We start from the raw sequence: 18348 nt of genomic DNA on the forward strand, positions 1-18348 counted from the left end.
GGCGCCGAGAGGCGCCCTTGTTGCATATGGAGCCTTCCCTCGTCTTTCAGTTCGGTCAGAAATTGCTGGGTCCCTTTATGGAAGCTATAAGGCTCCACAGCTGATTCAGCCCCGCCCGGCTCTGATAGACTTTCACCGACTCTCATCGACTTTGATGCATGCCAATTGTGCGTAATTGCCATGGCCACTGAGCCGTGGGTAACCGCTGGTCAGGTCGCCCAGCATCTGGGCGTGGCCAAGGACACCGTTTATCGTTGGCGGGAGCGTAGAGGCCTGCCAGCGCACCGTGTGGGACGACTTTGGAAATTCCAGTTGTCCGAGGTGGATGAATGGGTGCGTGCGGGCGGAGCAGATGAGGAACAATTGAACGATTCGACAGGAAACAAGTCATGACCGGTGCTCAGCAGCGCGCTGCCCTGCAAAACCAAATCTGGAAGATTGCCAACGAAGTTCGCGGTGCGGTCGATGGTTGGGACTTTAAGCAATACGTGCTGGGCACCCTGTTCTATCGGTTCATCAGCGAGAACTTTGTCGACTACATCACCGGGGGCGATTCCAGTTTTGATTACGCTGACATGGCTGATGATGATAAGAACATCGCCGCAGCCAAAGACGATGCCATCAAGACCAAGGGCTACTTCATCTACCCCAGCCAGCTGTTCGTCAACGTTGCGGCAAACGCCCCCAATAATGAAAGCCTGAATACCGATCTGGCCAAGATTTTCTCGGCCATCGAAGCGTCTGCAATTGGCTACCCGTCAGAACAAGATATCAACGGCCTGTTTGCCGACTTCGATACCACCAGCAACCGCCTTGGTAACACTGTAAAGGACAAGAATGCTCGTCTCGCGGCTGTCCTCAGGGGCGTTGCTGGACTGGACTTGGGGAGCTTTGACGACAGCCATATTGATCTATTTGGCGATGCTTACGAGTTCCTGATTTCCAACTACGCTGTCAACGCCGGCAAGTCAGGCGGCGAGTTCTTCACGCCGCAGCAGGTATCCAAGCTCATCGCGCAGTTGGCTATTCACGGCCAGACCAGCATCAACAAGATCTATGATCCCGCCTGCGGCTCGGGTTCGCTGCTGCTGCAGGCAAAAAAACAATTCGACGACCACCTCATCGAAGACGGCTTCTTTGGGCAAGAAATCAACCACACCACGTACAACCTGGCGCGGATGAACATGTTCTTGCACAACATCAACTACGATAAGTTCCACATCCAGCTTGGCAACACTCTTATCACTCCGTACTTCGGTGATGAGAAGCCTTTCGACGCCATCGTCTCCAACCCTCCCTACTCAGTGAAGTGGATCGGAAGCGACGACCCCACTCTGATCAACGACGATCGCTTTGCCCCGGCAGGTGTGCTCGCGCCCAAGTCCAAGGCCGACTTTGCATTTGTGCTGCACGCGTTGAGCTATCTGTCAGCAAAAGGTCGCGCGGCCATCGTTTGTTTCCCCGGTATCTTCTATCGCGGTGGGACCGAGCAGAAGATTCGCCAGTATCTGGTGGACAACAACTATGTCGAGAGCGTGATCTCGCTCGCCCCCAATCTGTTCTACGGGACCACCATCGCCGTGAACATTCTGGTGCTGGCCAAGAACAAGAAAGACACGGCCATCCAGTTCATTGACGCCAGCGGGCTCCTCAAAAAGGGCACCAACAACAATTTGCTTCTGGACAAGCACATCAAAGAGATCGTGGTGGCGTTTGCCAGCAAGGCCGATGTCGAACACTTCGCCAAGACTGTGTCGTTGGAAAGGGTGGCCGATAACGACTACAACCTGTCGGTTAGTAGTTATGTTGAGGCCAAGGACAATCGTGAGATCGTGGACATTGCCCAACTCAATGCAGTGCTAAAAACCACGGTTGATAGGATTGAGCAGTTGCGCAATGACATCGATGCCATCGTGGACGAGATCGAAGGCGGGGAGACCGAAGCATGACGGCGGGCGATTTCCTGGAAAGTCTGCTGGATGGGGTTGCGGTTGAGTGGGTGGCGCTAGGGGACGTCGCCAAGTACTCTGACGTTCGTATCGACTGCACTGGGATCGATGAAAGAAACTATGTTGGAGTTGATAACCTTCTCCAGAATGGGGCGGGAAAGGCTGAATCGACATATGTCCCCAGCGAAGGGCGATTGATTGAGTACCGGCCAGGTGATGTTCTTATCGGAAACATTCGACCTTATCTAAAGAAGATTTGGCTAGCCGACCAATCGGGTGGAACAAATGGCGATGTGCTTGTGGTTCGTTCCATTCATGAGGCACTGAATCCTGGCTACTTGTATCAACTGTTAACCGATGAGAGCTTCTTCGACTACAACATGCAGCATGCCAAAGGGGCGAAAATGCCTCGCGGCGACAAAGCAAGGATACTCGAGTACAAGATTCCCATCCCCTGTCCAAGCAATCCCAGTAGATCGCTTGAAATCCAGGCCGAGATTGTCCGTGTTCTGGGTGCCTTTACCGAACTGATCGTCGAACTAAACGTTGAACTGGCCGCTCGCAAGAAGCAGTACAACTACTATCGGGATCGATTGTTGAATTTCGATGAGGGGGAGGCGGAGTGGAAGACGTTGGGGGATGTCGCGCTGATCCAGCGAGGCGCCTCACCTCGCCCAATCTCCAAGTTCATCACCGAAGATGAGACTGGCGTTCCTTGGATCAAGATTGGAGATACAACGCCAGGGTCAAAGTACGTCAACGGAACAGCTCAAAAAATTACACAAGAAGGTGCAAGGAGCTCTCGCGTTCTGGATAAGGGGGACTTCATTTTGTCCAACTCAATGAGCTTCGGTAGGCCTTACATCCTTGGTATCAGCGGGGCGATACACGACGGCTGGGCGTCGATTAGCAAATTTTCCACTGTCTTGAGTTCGCATTTTCTCTATCACTATCTGTCGTCAAGTTCAGTTAAGAGCTACTGGGCTGGAAAAATAAACAGCGGCTCAGTAAGTAATTTGAATGTAGACATCATCAAGGCCTTGCCAGTGCCTATCCCAAGTCTTGCTCAACAGAATAGAATTGCAGTTCTTCTCGACAAATTCGATGCACTGACCAACTCTGTAGCTGAAGGCTTGCCACGGGAGATCGAGCTGCGGAAGAAGCAATACAGTTATTACCGCAATCTGTTGTTGAGCTTCCCAAAATCTGAAGAGGTAAAGGCATAGTATGAGTATGACGCTCGCGGAGGTCGCTCAACAACTGCAAGTCGCCAATAAGAAGGTGCGGTTGATCTATGCCTTCAACGGGACAGGTAAGACGCGACTGTCTCGAGCGTTCAATCAGCTGATTTCTCCGAAGGGAGATGGCGACGAAGCGATGCCGTCGGTGTTGGCCGATAAGAGGATGCTTTACTACAGCGCTTTTACCGAAGATCTGTTCTACTGGGACAACGATTTGGGGCGAGATTCTGAGCCCAAGCTGAAGATTCAGCCCAATGTGTTCACTAAATGGGTGCTGGAAGAGCAAGGCCAAGACCAAAGCATCATCACCACCTTTCAACGCTACACCAGCGATAAGTTGACGCCACATTTCGGCACAGATTTTTCCTCAGTCAGCTTTTCGTTCGAACGCGGTAACGATGCGCCTGAGCCCCACGTAAAAATCTCCAAGGGTGAAGAGAGTAATTTCATCTGGAGCGTTTTCAATGCCTTGCTGGAACAGGTGATTGCCGAGCTGAACATCTCGGAGGTCGCCGACCGCTCCACCGATGTCTTCAACAATCTGGACTACGTCTTCGTGGACGACCCAGTGAGCTCACTGGATGAGAATCATTTGATTGAGCTGGCTGTCAACTTGGCTGGGCTGATCAAATCCAGTGAGTCTGGCCTAAAGTTCGTCATCACGACGCATAGCCCGTTGTTCTACAACGTGCTATTCAATGAGCTCAATGCCAAGACCTGCTACATGCTGGAGAGTTTCGAAGATGGCAGCTACGCGTTGACGGAAAAGCAGGGCGATTCCAATAAGAGCTTCTCGTACCATCTGCACCTGTTGCAGACAATCGAGCAGGCCATTGCGGATCGCAGGGTTGAGCGGTTTCATTTCACCCTGCTGCGCAATCTCTACGAGAAGACTGCCGGCTTCTTGGGCTATCCGAAGTGGTCTGAGCTTCTCCCAGATGACAAGCAGCTGTATTACGGTCGCATCATCAATTTTACCAGCCACAGCACGCTGTCCAACGAAGCCGTTGCACAGCCATCGCCGGCCGAGAGCGCGACGGTCAAGCTGTTGCTGGACCACCTTAAGAACAGTCATGCCTTTTGGCAGCCTCAGAGCGCCTGACCAATGAACGACTACAAGACGATCGCCGAGTCCAGGAACTTCATCGTCCTCGACCAGTACACCCGGGAGTGGAAGGTCGCCGAGAGCTACCAGAGCGAAAGTGATCTGGAGCGCGAGCTGATCCAGGATCTGGTGAATCAGGGCTATGAGTTCGCTTCGTCCATCAAGACCTCTGTCGACCTGATGGCCAACGTGCGCGTGCAGCTGCAGGCGCTCAACGCGATTCAGTTCACCGAAGGCGAATGGCTGCGATTCGTCGACTCCTGGCTAGACAAGCCCAGCGATGGCATCGTCGAGAAGACCCGCAAGATTCACGACGACTACGTTCATGACTTTGTCTTTGACGACGGGCGCATTCAGAACATCTATCTGCTGGATAAGAAGAACATCGCCCGCAACAAGGTGCAGGTGATCAAGCAGTTTGAGCAGGCGGGCTCGCACGCCAACCGCTATGACGTGACCATTCTGGTCAATGGCCTGCCTTTAGTGCAGGTGGAACTCAAGAAGCGTGGCGTAGCGATTCGTGAAGCTTTCAACCAAGTGCACCGCTACAGCAAGGAGAGCTTTAACAGCGAGCAGTCTCTGTTCAAGTACCTGCAACTGTTTGTGATCTCCAACGGCACTGACAGCCGCTATTTCGCCAACACCACGCAGCGCAACAAGAACAGCTTCGACTTCACCATGAACTGGGCGAAGGCGGACAATACGCTTATCAAGGATTTGAAGGACTTCACGGCCACCTTTTTCCAGAAGCACACGCTACTCAACGTGCTGCTGCGTTACTCGGTGTTCGATGTCAGCAATACGCTACTGGTGATGCGGCCCTATCAGATAGCAGCCACAGAACGCATCCTGTGGAAAATTAACAGCAGCCATCAGGGCAAGAACCGGAGCGGGAAGGAGAGCGGTGGCTTCATCTGGCATACCACGGGCTCAGGCAAGACGCTGACCAGTTTCAAGGCGGCGCGTCTGGCCACGGAGCTGAACTTCATCGACAAGGTGTTCTTCGTGGTGGATCGCAAGGATCTGGACTACCAGACCATGAAGGAATACCAGCGTTTCTCGCCGGACAGCGTCAATGGCTCGGACAGTACGGCTGGCTTGAAGCGCAACCTAGCGAAGGACGACAACAAGATCGTCGTGACCACCATCCAGAAGCTCAACAACCTGATGAAGAGCGAGGTTGACTTGCCCATCTACGGCAAGCAAGTGGTGCTCATCTTTGATGAATGTCACCGCAGCCAGTTTGGTGAAGCACAAAAGAATCTGAAGAGAAGGTTCAAAAAGTTCACCCAGTTTGGCTTCACCGGCACGCCCATCTTCCCGGAGAACGCTTTGGGCGCCGAGACCACGGCAAGCGTGTTCGGTCGGGAGCTGCACTCGTATGTGATCACCGATGCCATCCGCGACGAGAAGGTGTTGAAGTTTAAGGTGGATTACAACGATGTACGGCCGCAGTTCAAGGCCATCGAGACCGAGAAGGATGAAAAGAAGCTGAGTGCGGCCGAGAACAGGCAGGCCCTGCTGCACCCGGACCGCATCCGCGAGATCACCCAGTACATCCTGACCCACTTCCGGCAGAAGACCCACCGCCTGCATGCCGGCAATAAGGGCTTTAACGCCATGTTTGCGGTCAGTAGCGTGGATGCCGCCAAGCTTTACTACGAATGCTTCAGGCAGTTGCAGAAGGCCAACGACAAGCCGCTGAGGGTGGCCACCATCTTCTCGTTCGCGGCCAACGAGGATCAGGACGCGATTGGCGACATCCAGGACGAGAGCTTTGACGTGTCGGCTCTGAACAGCAGTGCCAAGGAGTTCTTGAGCGCAGCGATCGCCGACTACAACGCGTTGTTCAAGACCAACTTCAGCGTGGATAGCAACGGCTTCCAGAATTACTATCGAGACTTGGCCAAACAAGTGAAGGCCAGGGAGATCGACCTGCTCATCGTGGTGGGCATGTTCCTGACGGGCTTTGACGCCCCTACGCTCAACACGCTGTTTGTCGATAAGAACCTTCGCTTCCACGGGTTGATGCAGGCCTACTCGCGCACTAATCGGATCTTCGACGCCACCAAGACCTTTGGCAACATCATCACCTTCCGCGACTTGGAGCAGGCGACCATCGACGCCATCACCCTGTTCGGTGACAGGAACACGAAGAACGTGGTGCTGGAGAAGAGCTACTCCGAGTACATGGAGGGCTTCACCGACGCGGCCACCGGTGAGGCACGGCGCGGCTTCAAGGAAGTGCTGCAGGAACTCGAGGCACGCTTTCCGGATCCCGCAGCGATTGAAAGAGAGGCCGACAAGAAGGCCTTCGTCAAGCTGTTTGGCGAGTACCTACGCGTAGAGAACATCCTGCAGAACTACGACGAGTTCGCCAGCTTGAAGGAGCTTCAGAGCGTCGACCTAACGGATGCCGCTGCGGTAGAGTCCTTCAAGGCCAAGCACTACTTGAGCGATGACGATCTGACTGCTCTACAGGCCATCACGCTCCCCGCGGAGCGGAAGATCCAGGACTACCGCTCAACGTACAACGATGTGCGCGATTGGCTGCGGCGGGAGAGGGCCGGGGCCGAAAAGGAGCAGTCGACCATTGACTGGAATGACGTGGTTTTTGAGGTGGATCTTCTCAAGTCGCAGGAAATCAATCTGGACTACATTCTGGAGCTGCTTTTCGAGCACAACAAGAAGATCAAGAGCAAGTCGGAATTGGTCGAGGAAATGCGACGCGTGATACGTGCAAGCCTCGGGCAGCGCGCAAAAGAAAGTCTGGTGGTTGACTTCATCAATCAGACCGACTTGGACAAGATTGACGAAAAGGCGAGCGTGATTGAGGCGTTCTACACTTTCGCCCAGGCGGAACAGCACCGTGAGGCGCACGAGTTGATCGTTGCCGAGAACCTCAACGCTGATGCCGCCATACGCTACATCACTACCTCACTCAGGCGCGAGTTCGCCAGTGAGAACGGAACAGAACTCAACGCGGTGCTGCCCAAGATGAGTCCTTTGAATCCGCAGTACCTGACCAAGAAGCAGAGCGTATTCCAGCAAATCGCCACGTTTGTCGATAAATTCAAGGGAATAGGTGGGCACGTCTGACGATCGGTGAATGTGGCGGGCGCTGAATCGTGTACGGTGTTCTGTTACTGGACATCGTTGATCAACGCCTTACGTCAGTTGTTGGCCTGACCCTCAGATCTTTCCTTGGTTAGAAGCGAACCCAGGGCCATTGTCTGGAAGAAGCTATAGTTGCGGAAAATACACCGTAAGGGGCAAATTTGATGATTCCAACTTACGACAAGTTCATCGATCCCGTATTGCGCTTCTTGGAGCGAAATCCTGGAGGCGTTGCCGCCGCCTTGGCATATGATGCCGCGGCCAATGCCCTAGGGTTGACCGAGGAACAGAAGCTCAGGGTATTGGATAGCGGTGCGCAGATCTATAAGAATCGAGCGGCTTGGGCGCATGATCGGCTGAAGCGCGCTGGCCTTTCGTCCAGCCCGAGGCGCGGCGTCTGGCAGTTGACGGAGGCCGGGAGAAGTTACGTCGGCGATCACCCGTTCCCGCTGGACGACGAAGAGGTTGGGAGAATCGCAACTGGCTATCTCGCAGTTAAGCTTCGATCCGCAGTAGATGCTGCGGGGCTAGATGGCCCTGAGTCCAGTGAACTAGCCCATGGGTCACCCGTTTTGAGCCCCGATGATCGACTTGATAGTGCGCTTGCTGAATTGAAATCCGCAACAGCGGCAGAGCTTCTGGATTGCTTGTTGCGTGTTTCTCCCGGACGGTTCGAAATCATCGTTCTTGATATCCTGCATCGATTGGGATATGGCGCGAGCCGCTCGGATCTGCTGCGCGTAGGCGGAGCTGGAGATGGTGGAATCGACGGCGTGATCTCGCTGGATAAGCTCGGCTTGGACAAGGTCTACGTGCAAGCGAAGCGCTGGAAGAGCACGGTTGGTAGGCCAGAGCTTCAGGCCTTCTACGGGGCGCTTGCTGGGCAGAAGGCCAAACGCGGAGTTTTCATAACCACGTCTGGCTTCACGCCTCAGGCTGTTGACTTTGTTGGCTCCGTTGAGGGCATTGTTATCGTCGATGGAAATCGATTGGTTGGCCTCATGATCGACAATGAGGTTGGCGTGAGCTCGCGAATTCTTCGGGTTCCATCCGTGGACAGCGATTATTTCGACGAAGATGCTTGATTCGCATTCAGGGGACGTTTTCGAGCGAACAGTCGCGAGCCCTGTTGGGGTTGATTTCGGGCCTCGTGAGCGGATGCCGCCTCATTCCGGCCGTACCTCATGACAACCCCACTCAACCAACCCCCGGCAAGCCAGAAACAGCCCATCAACCACCCCCTCATCCAAATGCCGCTCCGGGTCCGCCGCCACCCGGCAGCGGTCGGCCGCGTGCAACAGCTCCAGCACCGTCAGCGCTCCCACCATCGCGCGCTCGGTCCTCGCCAGGCTCACGCGTCGGCCGGGTGACACGTCGTTCTCCGGCCAGGGCAGGCCATCTGCACCCTCGCAGCCGCGCATGCGCTTGAGGATGCCGAGCAGGTAGTTCAGGTCGGGTAGGGGGGTGTCGTCGTTGATGGGCTCAACAACGGTGTACGAGGAAAAGGTGTCGGATTCGCTCATGGCGTCGGTTTCCTTGGCTGTGCTTAACAGCGCCACCGCGTAGGCGGGGTGGCGGACGATGCGTGGCTGCAAACCGGTTGATGCAGCGCTATTGGCCGGTGAGTCCGAAGACTCCCACGCACCGCCCGCCAGAAAGGCCGACGGATTGCCCGCCGGCACCGGTTAAGGACGGTGCCGACGGGCAAGCGTAAACAACTTGCGCGTGCATCAAACGGGTTTGCAGACCCGCTGCCACCCGTTGTCGGTGGCGCGCCATGGTGTTTACGCTGCCGCTTCGAATGCAAATTGAAATTCGCGAAGAAATCGCGCGATTCGAGAGCGAAAAACTATTGTTGCACGCACCCTTCGTGCAGCACGCGACGCCACAAGACGCATTCGTGCAGCCGCTATGTTGATTGCGAATCAAAGTGGCGCAATCGCCTATGCCGCAAGCGAATAGTGCGATGGCCTTCTTTGCAACAGTTCTTAGTCTGCCTAGGCAGGCGGCGGCGCCAGATCAGTGGCACAGCCCGAAATTCGGTTCGAACCCGACATCGCCAGAGCATCAGAACCCTCGACCAACGCCGTCCTCAACCACCGCCGCATTCCCCACCAGCAGCTCAATCATCGCCCGCGCCGCCGCCGACTGCCGCCGGTGCGGCGCATAGATCACCGAGAACGGCCGCGATCTGCCCCACAGCTGCGGCAGCACTTCCACCAGCTGCCCGCGCTGCAATCGCTCACGCACAATGAACTCATAGCTCTGGCAGATGCCGATCCCCTGTTCGGCCAGCGACACCACGCCCAGCACATCGTCGGAGGTCTCGATGGACGAACGCGGCAGCCAGTCCACGTCGCGCCCGCCGTCGCGGAAGATCCACGGCGCCAACCGCCCGGTGCGCGGCATCACGAAGGGCAAGCACAGGTGCTGCTGCAGGTCGTCCAGCGTTTGTGGCGTGCCGCGGCGTTGCAGGTAGTCCGGCGCGGCCACCAGCAGCAGCGGGGCGTCTTCCAGCTTGCGCGCCACCAGTCCGCTGTCCGGCAGCTGGCCCAGGCGGATGGCCAGGTCGAAGCCTTCAGCCACCAGGTCCACGTTGCGGTTGGTGATGTTCAGTTCCACCTGCACCTGCGGGTACTGCTGCGCAAAGCGCGCCAGCACGGGCGGCAGCCGGTAGTGGCCATAGGTGGTGGGCACGCTAAGGCGTACGCGGCCGGCCAGCGCACCGTCCTGGCCCTGTACGTCGCGCTCGGCGTCGTCCAGCAGGCCGAAGGCGGTGCGCACCTGTTCCCGATAGAGCCGCCCGGCGTCGGTCAAGCCCACGCGGCGGGTGGTCCGCTGCAGCAGCTGCCGGCCCAGCCGTGCCTCCAAGCGGGTGACCGCGCGGCTCAGCACCGAGGGCGTGGTGGACAGCGCCACCGCGCCGGCCGTGAACGAGCCGTGCTCGACCACCGCCAGGAACACCTCCACATCGCCCAGGTAGTCGAACTTACGGCTCATTTGGCTCTCCGGGGAACAGATGTTTTGCGATGGGGCCAATTTATCGCCGCTGGGGCGATGAATAAAGTGGCGGCCATTCCCCGATAGGAGCTCCCCATGAACCTGATGACCCGGCTGGCCGCAGCGCTGGCCCTGACCCTGGCCGCCAGCGGCGCACATGCCGCCAACGTGCTGGTGGTGCTGTCCGACGAAAGCCACTTGGACCTGAAGGACGGCAAGGTGCTGTCCACCGGCTTTTATCTCAACGAGCTGATGCAGCCGGTCAAGCTGCTGCTGGATGCGGGCCACGAGGTGACCTTCGCCACGCCGCAGGGGCGGGCGCCGACGGTGGATGCGTCCTCGGTGACGCCGGCGTACTTCGGCAACGATGCCGCGCAGCTGACGCTGCACAAGAACCTGCTGGAGAAACTGGGGCTGACCTCGCCGACGGCCTCGCCGGTGGTCAGCCTGGCGCGCGTCGAGCAGCAGGGTTACGCGCGTTTCGATGCGGTCTACATTCCCGGTGGCCACGCGCCGATGCAGGACCTGCTGAAGAGCCCGGCGCTAGGCCGGCTGCTGGCCGACTTCCACCAGCGCAACAAGACCACCGCGCTGGTCTGCCACGGGCCGATCGCGCTGCTGTCCACGTTGCCGGATGCTGCGGGTTTCGTGGCGACGCTGGATGCGGGTGTGATGCCGGCCACGCCGAAGTGGATCTACAGCGGCTACCAGATGACGGTGATCAGTAACCAGGAAGAAGAGCAGGCCAAGCCGCTGCTGGGCGGCGGTGAGATGAAGTTCTACCCGCAGACTGCGTTGCAGAAGGCGGGTGCGCGGTTCAGCAGCAATGCCACGCCATGGACGGGGCATGTGGTGGTGGACCGCGAGCTGATTACCGGGCAGAACCCGGCTTCTGCGCTGGAGGTGGGGCAGCGGTTGGTAGAGCGGTTGAAGTAGCGCTGCCCGCTAGGGAGTTGGTATGCCCGGAGAGGCTTTGGAGGGCTGGGCCGCCCAGGCGTCCGCAGGTCGGCTGGGCGCGAGATGCTCTGCATCGAATTCGGGCCCCGCTGCACGACAGTTGGGCATGACAGTCGCGAGTCTGATCAGGATCGTGGAGCAGGATCCTCTTCCAGGTGAGGCATTTGAAGGTCAATCCGTAGCGGGGCGATCAAGTAGCAAGCGCCTTGGTCGTGATGCTAAACCGATCAAGCTCGCTTCGGGTTAGCAGCCGATTCGCGGTAAAGCTCGCCAAGAAGGGGGTCGCTACAATTGCGCCTTCGCTCTTTGCAATCTATGGGGCTGTTCTAGGGTAACAGGCGTCCAAGATCGATATTCGCATTACGAATGTCCACAAATGTACCTGCGAGCAGATTGCGGCGGATGTAATCGCGCAGCATCCCAAGATATGGGGCCGTGTGTGCGAACATTAGGCATATGCCCTTCATCTGCAGCCCAATTTGATCTAGCTTTCCCTGTCTAATGGACGTGGGCGTCGTCCCATCCATAGAGTTTAGCTCGACAGCAAGGGATTTCAGAAGATCAAGCTTTAGCTGCAGGTCGTTAAGGACTCTCTTCCGCTCTTCAACCAGTCCCTTTCGCTGCAGTGCGTACACAAATATCGAAGTGGCCGCTTTCTGATCCCCAGCTACGATGGGAGAAATCAGGCCATTCGAGTCATAGGTGAGATGCTCTTCTGGCTGATCGATGCATGGGTGCAATAAGAGGCGATGCGGCTCCTCGGTGGCCACATCAAGTGAATGCAGTCGTACACGGATTGATTCATCGGATAGTGGGAACTGCGTGTGCTTCCCGATTGTTGTTTTTTTGGGCTGTCCTGGGACCAGGTGGCTGCGCGCGCGATTACAGTCTGCGCAAGATACGAGCAGATTTGACCAATCACCAGCTAGCCAGTAGTAGCCGGGTGCGATGACTGAACCTTTCTGGTACAAGACTTCGGACTTTGGACGGTAGTGTTCGACGTCCTTGGGTGTGACCGCGCCGAATCTGCTTTCGCAGTAAGCGCATTTCGTCCCGAAGACCTTTTCCAGCTCTTCTGAAATACTGGTGTTCTTGTAGACCTTGAAGATAAAGCGCTTCTTGGTGATTTTCTTGTCGTCGGCGTAGTTACTCCCGTCCGTGAAGAACGCAATGGCGTTCGCCAGCTCACTCGCTGCAGGAGTGATTTGACTGCCTTTCGGGCCGACGCTTGCCTTGTTGTACACAGGAACGCTAGGAGGCACGACAGTCTTCTTGATATGAATCATGTGCCCTCCAAGACGGATGTAACCGTTTCGTCCCATATGCGTCCAATCTCCGCGGCCGCGTCCTGTTTCATTTCAGGTAGGGAACTTCGTCGTCTGCTATTGCGCGTTGCGATGATGCGATCAATGGCTTCGAACATCAGCTGCTCGCGCAGCGTCTCCCCGACCAGCCTCTTACTCTCTAGCTTTTCTTTTAACGCTTGAATTTGCTCAATCTGGTCCCTGGTTGGCTCGGGTAAGGCAAGTAGCGCGTAGTAATTGTCGAACTCTTCTTCTGTCTGAGGGTCCGTTGTGCTGTTTAGTCCGAAGAACTCAGAGGTGAGAAGCTGATCGACACGAAAGTCTGAAGGAGAGGGGAGGCCACTAATGGCTTCGATTCGATGATCCTCGGCGCGCTTCATTACCACGACCTCGCCCTTTTCCAAGCCTCGTAAACAAAGCGGATCGTGAGTGGTTGCGATGAACTGCATTCCTGGGAAAGCGCGACGAAGACTCTCCACAATCCTCATTTTCCACGTGGGGTGTAAGTGTGCCCCAATTTCGTCCAATATTACGATGCCTTCAGCATTCCGCGCGCCTCCCCACATTCGAACTGCAACGTCGAGAATGTCGATGCTCATTGCAAGCACAGACTGGAATCCGTCGCTCAGCCTTTTTATAGGGGCCCTTTCCCCAAGTGCATTTACAAAAACCTTGCCTCGCCGGCGCGTTAACATCGCGCTGGCATCAAGTGCCAGAAGATCCTTGAGTGCAAGTGCAACTTCATCGAATTCACTTTTATTCGCTTTTGCCAACCACGCCTCAGCATCGAGCAGGGGAAGGAAGGGGTCGAACAAGTTGTCAATTCGAGCGTAGGGTTGCCCATACTTTGGAGGGGTGCTTTTCGGCAGCAATCGTGTTGCGCCGTAGCAGAGCAGTACCACCTGAACTTGGCGCGCCTCATCATCACCACTGGTTCTGGTTGGACCTGTGGTCGAAGTCTGCACTCTGGCCGTCTTACCTGAGGGGCGCGTGAAGATCGCCCCATCCTGCGTTACGGTCAACTTGTGAACGCCTGCGAATCCACTCATCTTGACGAGAACTGTTGCCTTCTTTGCTCGCGCGTTAGCGTTGATCAAGTCGTCAGGCGCGATCGCTCCGCTATCGATAAGAGAGGCAAAGTAGTCGGCGCCAGCAAGGCATAAGCTGATGGCCTGAAGGATCGAGCTTTTTCCCGCGCTATTCTCTCCCAAAAGCATTAGCCAGCCTCCATTACTGCTGGCTGCGACTAAGTTTATGTCAACACTCCTGATTCCCTTAAAGTTGCGCACAGATATGCGTTCGATGTCGCGCCTTTGCGACATCGAGCGCTCGCGCCCCTTCTTGTTGGAAAGAGAAAACGAAGATTGGAGTTTTTCGAATTCCTGGTAGGAGTTCTTGGCGTGCGAACGTCGATCTCGCGTAACTATATGCTGTTTGGCCAGCCAGCCAGGATTCTCTCTGCTTCTATTTTCACCAAATATCCGGCTCAGCTCTGGCTGCAACAGCTGGCGCGTCATTCCAGCGTACTCTGCAGAATCTTCCGTCATTCCTAGTAGGTCCGATAGGAGTTGTTCCAGCAGATCCTGTTGGGCGATATCCGATTTCTGTGCGCTGAGTAGGGGCACAATGAGCCCCAGCTTGAGACGGGCGTCGCGGGCGGCTCGAGCCCGCTCAGCGACCAGTCTGGATCTATTGAGCCCAAGAACAGCAATGGTGGTCTGCCCACGGATGGTGTCGCTAGTCACCTTGCCGTTCCAGTCGAAAACAAGGTGATCTTGGGGGGCATCTACACAGGGGTTAAGCAGTAGTGGCTCTTCGCGATCTAGTTCGCCGTGTGGATCAAATGCTCTCTTCGACTCATCAGACAAAGGAAAACGGTTGGCTTTGCCGCTCACGGTCCATTGATCCGAGTCCTGGTGCTTGCGCTGCCTGTTGCAATCAGCGCATGACAAAAGAAGGTTTTGCCAATCCGCTGCTAGCCACCAGTATCCCGGGTGAGACGGACTTTCGGCTACGCCGCCTTTAGGTCTATAAAGCTCCACATCCAGAGGGCCAGCGGCGCCGACGCGAGTCTCGCAGTACGCACACTTATCGTGGAAAAGCGGACCTAGGCTCCTGACTACATCCTGAGACCTATACGCGCTAAAGGTGAAGCGTTTCTGACGGTCGCCATGGCTATAGAACGCCTGTGCTTGCATGCGTTCTCTCTCGGCCTTCCCACCGGGATGGAAAGTACTTGGGACGGGCACGCGCCCTTTATCGACATAGATCATCTGCGGAGTCTACTCGGCCACTAAAAAAACTGCATCCTCAACTATTCACGTAGAGGCTATATGCTCTTCGGTGGCTATACTGCCTATTGGAGTTGGCTTCCGCCAGCCGCTGGTGCGCTACAAGTGTCCGCGCGGTGTAACTCTCGATAGGCCGAGCGCAGTAGGTGGGCCGAAAATGAGATCGTCTGCTGGAGTAGTCGTCGATCCCTTCTGCGAATGGACGAGACGCGGAGCAGGGGAGCAGTAAGTCCAGGCGGCAGCTCCGTGAATTCAGGAAGCTGCCAACGTTCGATCGCCCTCGGAGGAACATATGACAGCTACTTGTCCATCAGTGATGCGGTTACTTTAAAGGAAAGGGCCGGGTGCAGAGGCTACACTCCGTTCCCACCCCTCATGGAAGCTCGCCCATGTTCAATGGAAAAGTCGCGGTAGTTACCGGCTCCACCAGCGGTATCGGTCTTGGCATTGCCACCGCGCTGGCGCGACAAGGCGCCGACATCGTGTTGAATGGATTTGGCGATGCGCAGGAGATCGAACGCATCCGTTCCGGCCTGGAAGCCGAGTTCGGTGTGCGGGTGGCGCATGATGGCGCCGACCTGTCCCGTGGTGAGGCCGTGCGTGGCATGATTACCCACGCCGTTGCGACGATGGGGCGCATCGACATCCTGGTGAACAATGCGGGCATCCAGCACACCGCATCGATCGAGGAGTTTCCCGTAGCGAAGTGGGATGCGATCCTGGCGCTGAATCTCTCGGCGGTGTTCCACTCAACTGCGGCGGCCTTGCCTTACATGAAGCAGCAGGGATCCGGTCGCATCATCAACATCGCGTCGGTGCACGGGCTGGTGGGCTCGGTGAACAAGTCGGCCTATGTGGCGGCAAAGCATGGCGTAGTGGGGTTCACCAAGGTGACCGCGCTGGAGAATGCAGGCACCGGCATCACCGCCAATGCGATCTGCCCAGGCTGGGTGCGAACGGCGCTGGTCGAGCAGCAGATCACCGCGTTGGCGGAGCGCGAGGGAACGGACCAGGAGTCCGCTGCTCGCGCGCTGCTGGCCGAGAAACAGCCCTCGTTGCAGTTCGTGACGCCTGAGCAGTTGGGGGAGATGGTGGTGTTCCTGGCCTCGGATGCTGCGGCTCAGATTACGGGCACGGCGCTGCCGGTGGATGGAGGCTGGACGGCGCGCTAGCTGGCCGGCTGCCCGCCGGGCATGGCCCGGCGCTACCGGCAGATCGGTGTGGGGTCCGGTGTTATCGGGAGGTTGGCGCGGTGGTTCGGCGTTATCGAAGCCGCGTTGGATCAATCAGGGGAATCTCGCCGAGCGCGCCCAGCGTGACGTGATGGCTGCAGAACCCGAACGGGATAACTGTGGCGGGCCGCACCTTGTGGCGCGGCACGCTTTCGATTTCCCGTACCTCATCGACGGCCAGAGCGAGCGTTTCCGCGCCCGCCTGCATCAGCAGCATGGCCGGGCAGCCGTGGGCGAACGCGGACAAACCAATGGCCTGACGCAGGTCGACCACCGGCAGGGCGTGGCCGCGCACGGTGAGGTGCGGGCGGGCGCCACTGCCGGGGCGATCAAAGGTTTCCGGGCCGCGGATTTCAATCGCGGCTTCGACATCGATGGCAAACAGGTGGGTACCGGCCCGCACAACAACAACTTCAATGAAGGCCGGCGACGACGGGGCCGGTTCACCGGCCGAAGGGGAAGAGGGCTGCAAGAGGAACCTGTGGAAGGGTATTGAAACTGCAACGCAATGATGCCGTGTTGACGTGACGTAACGCGTACTTTGCAGATGAGCGGCCAGCACGCGTTGCATGCATCGTTCAGCGGGATCAAGGCGCCTTCACGGGTTGGCTTGGGCCGTGGGCTGATTGCCAGCCACGGGCTGGCACTACTGGGGTTTGGCGAAGACGTCCAGGCCTTTGCCGGTTTCCAGCAGCGATTTCAGGCTCGACAGCACGATCGGCCAGCCCTGGCGGATGCCGGTATCCATGCCGCTGCCCGGTTCCAGCTCGTCATGGGTCACCGTCAGCTTGACCATGTCCTCATACGGCACGATCTCGAACGTCACCCGGCTGTAGGCCTTCGGGTTGTCCGCCTGCGAGGCGGCAGCCCAGGTGATCACCAGCCGCGAGGGTGGGGTGTTTTCCACCACTTCGCCTACCAGTTCGACCTTGCGCTCGTCATTGGCGCGCACGTGCTGCCAGCGCGAGCCGGGTTTCCAGTCCGATACGTTTTCATGGCCCCAGTAGGTGCGGGCAATCTCCGGCCGGGTGATGGCTTCGAACACCTTCTGCGGCGTGGAGGCGATATAGATCACGTGGATGAAACGGGTGGATTCAGCGCTCATCGTCATTCTCCTTCCAGTTCCTGTTTGAGGTCATGCAGCAGGCTCAGGCGCTGCTGCTCGAACTTGCTTACCCAGCGCGTATAGACATCGTGCAGCGGCACCGGGTTGATGAAGTGCAGCTTCTCGCGGCCACGCCTGACGGTGCTGATCAGGTTGGCGTCTTCCAGCAGGCCCAGATGCTGGGTGACCGATTGCCGGGCCATCTGCAGGTGCTCGCAGAGCTGCCCCAAGGTCTGCCCGTTGCGTTCGCACAGCAGGTCCAGCAGCGTGCGGCGCGTGGGATCGGCCAGTGCCTTGAACACCTTGTCTGCATCCATGGGGTGCCTTCAATTCCAGTTGTCGATCTTGACGTCGTGCGGGCTGGGCTGACCGCGCCCGGTTTCCAGCAGGGATTTCAGGCTCATCAGGAAGATGGCCCACTTGGTGCTGCAGTGGTGCATGAACTCCACGCGCTCCTTCCAGCCTTCATGGCTGAACAGCACGATGCAGTAGTCGCCGTCCTGGTGCAGGGCGAAACGCGCGGTGGTGCCGATCCATTCCGGTGGGCCGTCGATGAATTCCCACAGCACCCGCTCGCTTGGCTGCAGCTGCAGCAGCTTCATCTGCATGGCGCCGATTTCCTGGCCGTTGGCGGTGAAGCGGGCGGTGACGGTGCCGCCGGGGTGGCGGTCGCCGGTGGTGTCCTCGGCCCACCAGGCGGCGATGCCTTCAGGTGTGGCCAGGGCCTGGTAGACCTGGGCTGATGGGGCCTTGATGCCGACTCTGTGAGCGATATCCACCATGACTGTGGCTCCACGGTGGGCGGCGGGGTGCCGTCCGTGGGATCACAATAGGCAGGTAAATGCCTGCATGTCAACTCCGCCGCCGTGAACGCACGGTCGTGGTAGTGCCGGCCGCTGGCCGGCAACCTGGTCGAGTTGGGGGACTGCAGTTGCCGGCCAGCGGCCGGCACTACCGGTCAATGCAGCGGCGTGGATTGTCGATCGTGGTGGTGCCGGCCGGTTGCCCGCCGGCTGGGGGTGTTGGGTGGTTTGAGTTGCCCGCCCG

Annotated in this window: 16 protein-coding genes; 8 read left to right on the forward strand and 8 right to left on the reverse strand. The window is 57.6% G+C overall.

All coding sequences use genetic code 11. The features are described from left to right. The first annotated feature begins 180 nt into the window (after positions 1-180). The 6 genes from M2299_RS10245 (at position 181) to M2299_RS10270 (ending at position 8497) form a co-directional block, all read left to right on the forward strand. Positions 181-393, forward strand: a complete 213-nt coding sequence (locus M2299_RS10245; RefSeq protein WP_280884285.1) for a helix-turn-helix domain-containing protein — start codon at positions 181-183, stop codon at positions 391-393. Next, entirely contained in the window at positions 390-1949 is a 1560-nt protein-coding gene (locus M2299_RS10250) for a type I restriction-modification system subunit M (RefSeq protein WP_280884286.1), read from the forward strand. Before M2299_RS10245 ends, M2299_RS10250 begins: the two co-directional genes overlap by 4 nt. Beyond that, positions 1946-3175 carry a restriction endonuclease subunit S gene (locus tag M2299_RS10255; protein ID WP_280884287.1) on the forward strand — a complete coding sequence of 410 codons (1230 nt, stop codon included), beginning with the start codon at positions 1946-1948 and terminating at the stop codon, positions 3173-3175. Before M2299_RS10250 ends, M2299_RS10255 begins: the two co-directional genes overlap by 4 nt. 1 nt (position 3176) lies before the next feature. Next, positions 3177-4292: an anticodon nuclease gene (locus M2299_RS10260; RefSeq protein ID WP_280884288.1), complete on the forward strand. Its 1116-nt coding sequence runs from the start codon at positions 3177-3179 to the stop codon at positions 4290-4292. A gap of 3 nt (positions 4293-4295) precedes the next feature. Then, on the forward strand, positions 4296-7394 hold the full coding sequence (locus tag M2299_RS10265; protein ID WP_280884289.1) for a type I restriction endonuclease subunit R: 3099 nt from the start codon (positions 4296-4298) through the stop codon (positions 7392-7394). Positions 7395-7576: 182 nt separating this feature from the next. Further along, positions 7577-8497 (forward strand): restriction endonuclease, encoded by a 921-nt coding sequence (locus M2299_RS10270; RefSeq protein ID WP_280884290.1) that lies wholly within the window; start codon positions 7577-7579, stop codon positions 8495-8497. An 81-nt stretch (positions 8498-8578) separates the two neighbouring features. On the opposite strand, the gene M2299_RS10275 is transcribed toward M2299_RS10270, so the two are convergent. Further along, on the reverse strand, positions 8579-8935 hold the full coding sequence (locus M2299_RS10275) for a hypothetical protein (RefSeq protein WP_280884291.1): 357 nt from the start codon (positions 8933-8935) through the stop codon (positions 8579-8581). A 544-nt stretch (positions 8936-9479) separates the two neighbouring features. Next, positions 9480-10412, reverse strand: coding sequence for a LysR family transcriptional regulator (locus M2299_RS10280; RefSeq protein WP_280884292.1), 933 nt, complete (start codon positions 10410-10412; stop codon positions 9480-9482). Positions 10413-10508: 96 nt separating this feature from the next. Here M2299_RS10280 and M2299_RS10285 point away from each other — a divergent pair, with 96 nt between their 5' ends. Then, on the forward strand, positions 10509-11348 hold the full coding sequence (locus M2299_RS10285) for a type 1 glutamine amidotransferase domain-containing protein (protein WP_280884293.1): 840 nt from the start codon (positions 10509-10511) through the stop codon (positions 11346-11348). 347 nt (positions 11349-11695) lie between these two features. Here the strand turns inward: M2299_RS10285 and M2299_RS10290 are convergent, their stop codons facing one another. Together M2299_RS10290 and M2299_RS10295 are read right to left on the reverse strand one after the other, a co-directional pair. Beyond that, positions 11696-12655, reverse strand: a complete 960-nt coding sequence (locus tag M2299_RS10290) for a hypothetical protein (protein ID WP_280884294.1) — start codon at positions 12653-12655, stop codon at positions 11696-11698. Continuing rightward, complete coding sequence (locus M2299_RS10295) at positions 12652-14568, reverse strand: AAA family ATPase (RefSeq protein WP_280884295.1); 1917 nt, start codon at positions 14566-14568, stop codon at positions 12652-12654. The genes M2299_RS10290 and M2299_RS10295 overlap by 4 nt, the downstream gene beginning before the upstream one ends. Positions 14569-15353: 785 nt before the next feature. Here M2299_RS10295 and M2299_RS10300 point away from each other — a divergent pair. Next, entirely contained in the window at positions 15354-16136 is a 783-nt protein-coding gene (locus tag M2299_RS10300) for a 3-hydroxybutyrate dehydrogenase (RefSeq protein ID WP_280884299.1), read from the forward strand. 91 nt (positions 16137-16227) lie between these two features. Here M2299_RS10300 and M2299_RS10305 read toward each other — a convergent pair whose 3' ends face one another. From M2299_RS10305 to M2299_RS10320, 4 genes are all read right to left on the reverse strand, one after another. Then, positions 16228-16767, reverse strand: coding sequence for a chemotaxis protein CheW (locus M2299_RS10305; protein WP_280884296.1), 540 nt, complete (start codon positions 16765-16767; stop codon positions 16228-16230). Between the two features lie 75 nt (positions 16768-16842). Beyond that, positions 16843-17301 carry an SRPBCC family protein gene (locus M2299_RS10310; RefSeq protein WP_033830924.1) on the reverse strand — a complete coding sequence of 153 codons (459 nt, stop codon included), beginning with the start codon at positions 17299-17301 and terminating at the stop codon, positions 16843-16845. 2 nt (positions 17302-17303) lie between these two features. Then, positions 17304-17618 (reverse strand): metalloregulator ArsR/SmtB family transcription factor, encoded by a 315-nt coding sequence (locus tag M2299_RS10315; RefSeq protein ID WP_100436164.1) that lies wholly within the window; start codon positions 17616-17618, stop codon positions 17304-17306. A 9-nt stretch (positions 17619-17627) separates the two neighbouring features. Further along, positions 17628-18083, reverse strand: coding sequence for an SRPBCC domain-containing protein (locus M2299_RS10320; protein ID WP_099842344.1), 456 nt, complete (start codon positions 18081-18083; stop codon positions 17628-17630). Positions 18084-18348 lie beyond the last annotated feature (265 nt).

The sequence above is a fragment of the Stenotrophomonas sp. 1278 genome (assembly GCF_029892765.1).
GTDB classification, from domain to species: domain Bacteria; phylum Pseudomonadota; class Gammaproteobacteria; order Xanthomonadales; family Xanthomonadaceae; genus Stenotrophomonas; species Stenotrophomonas indicatrix.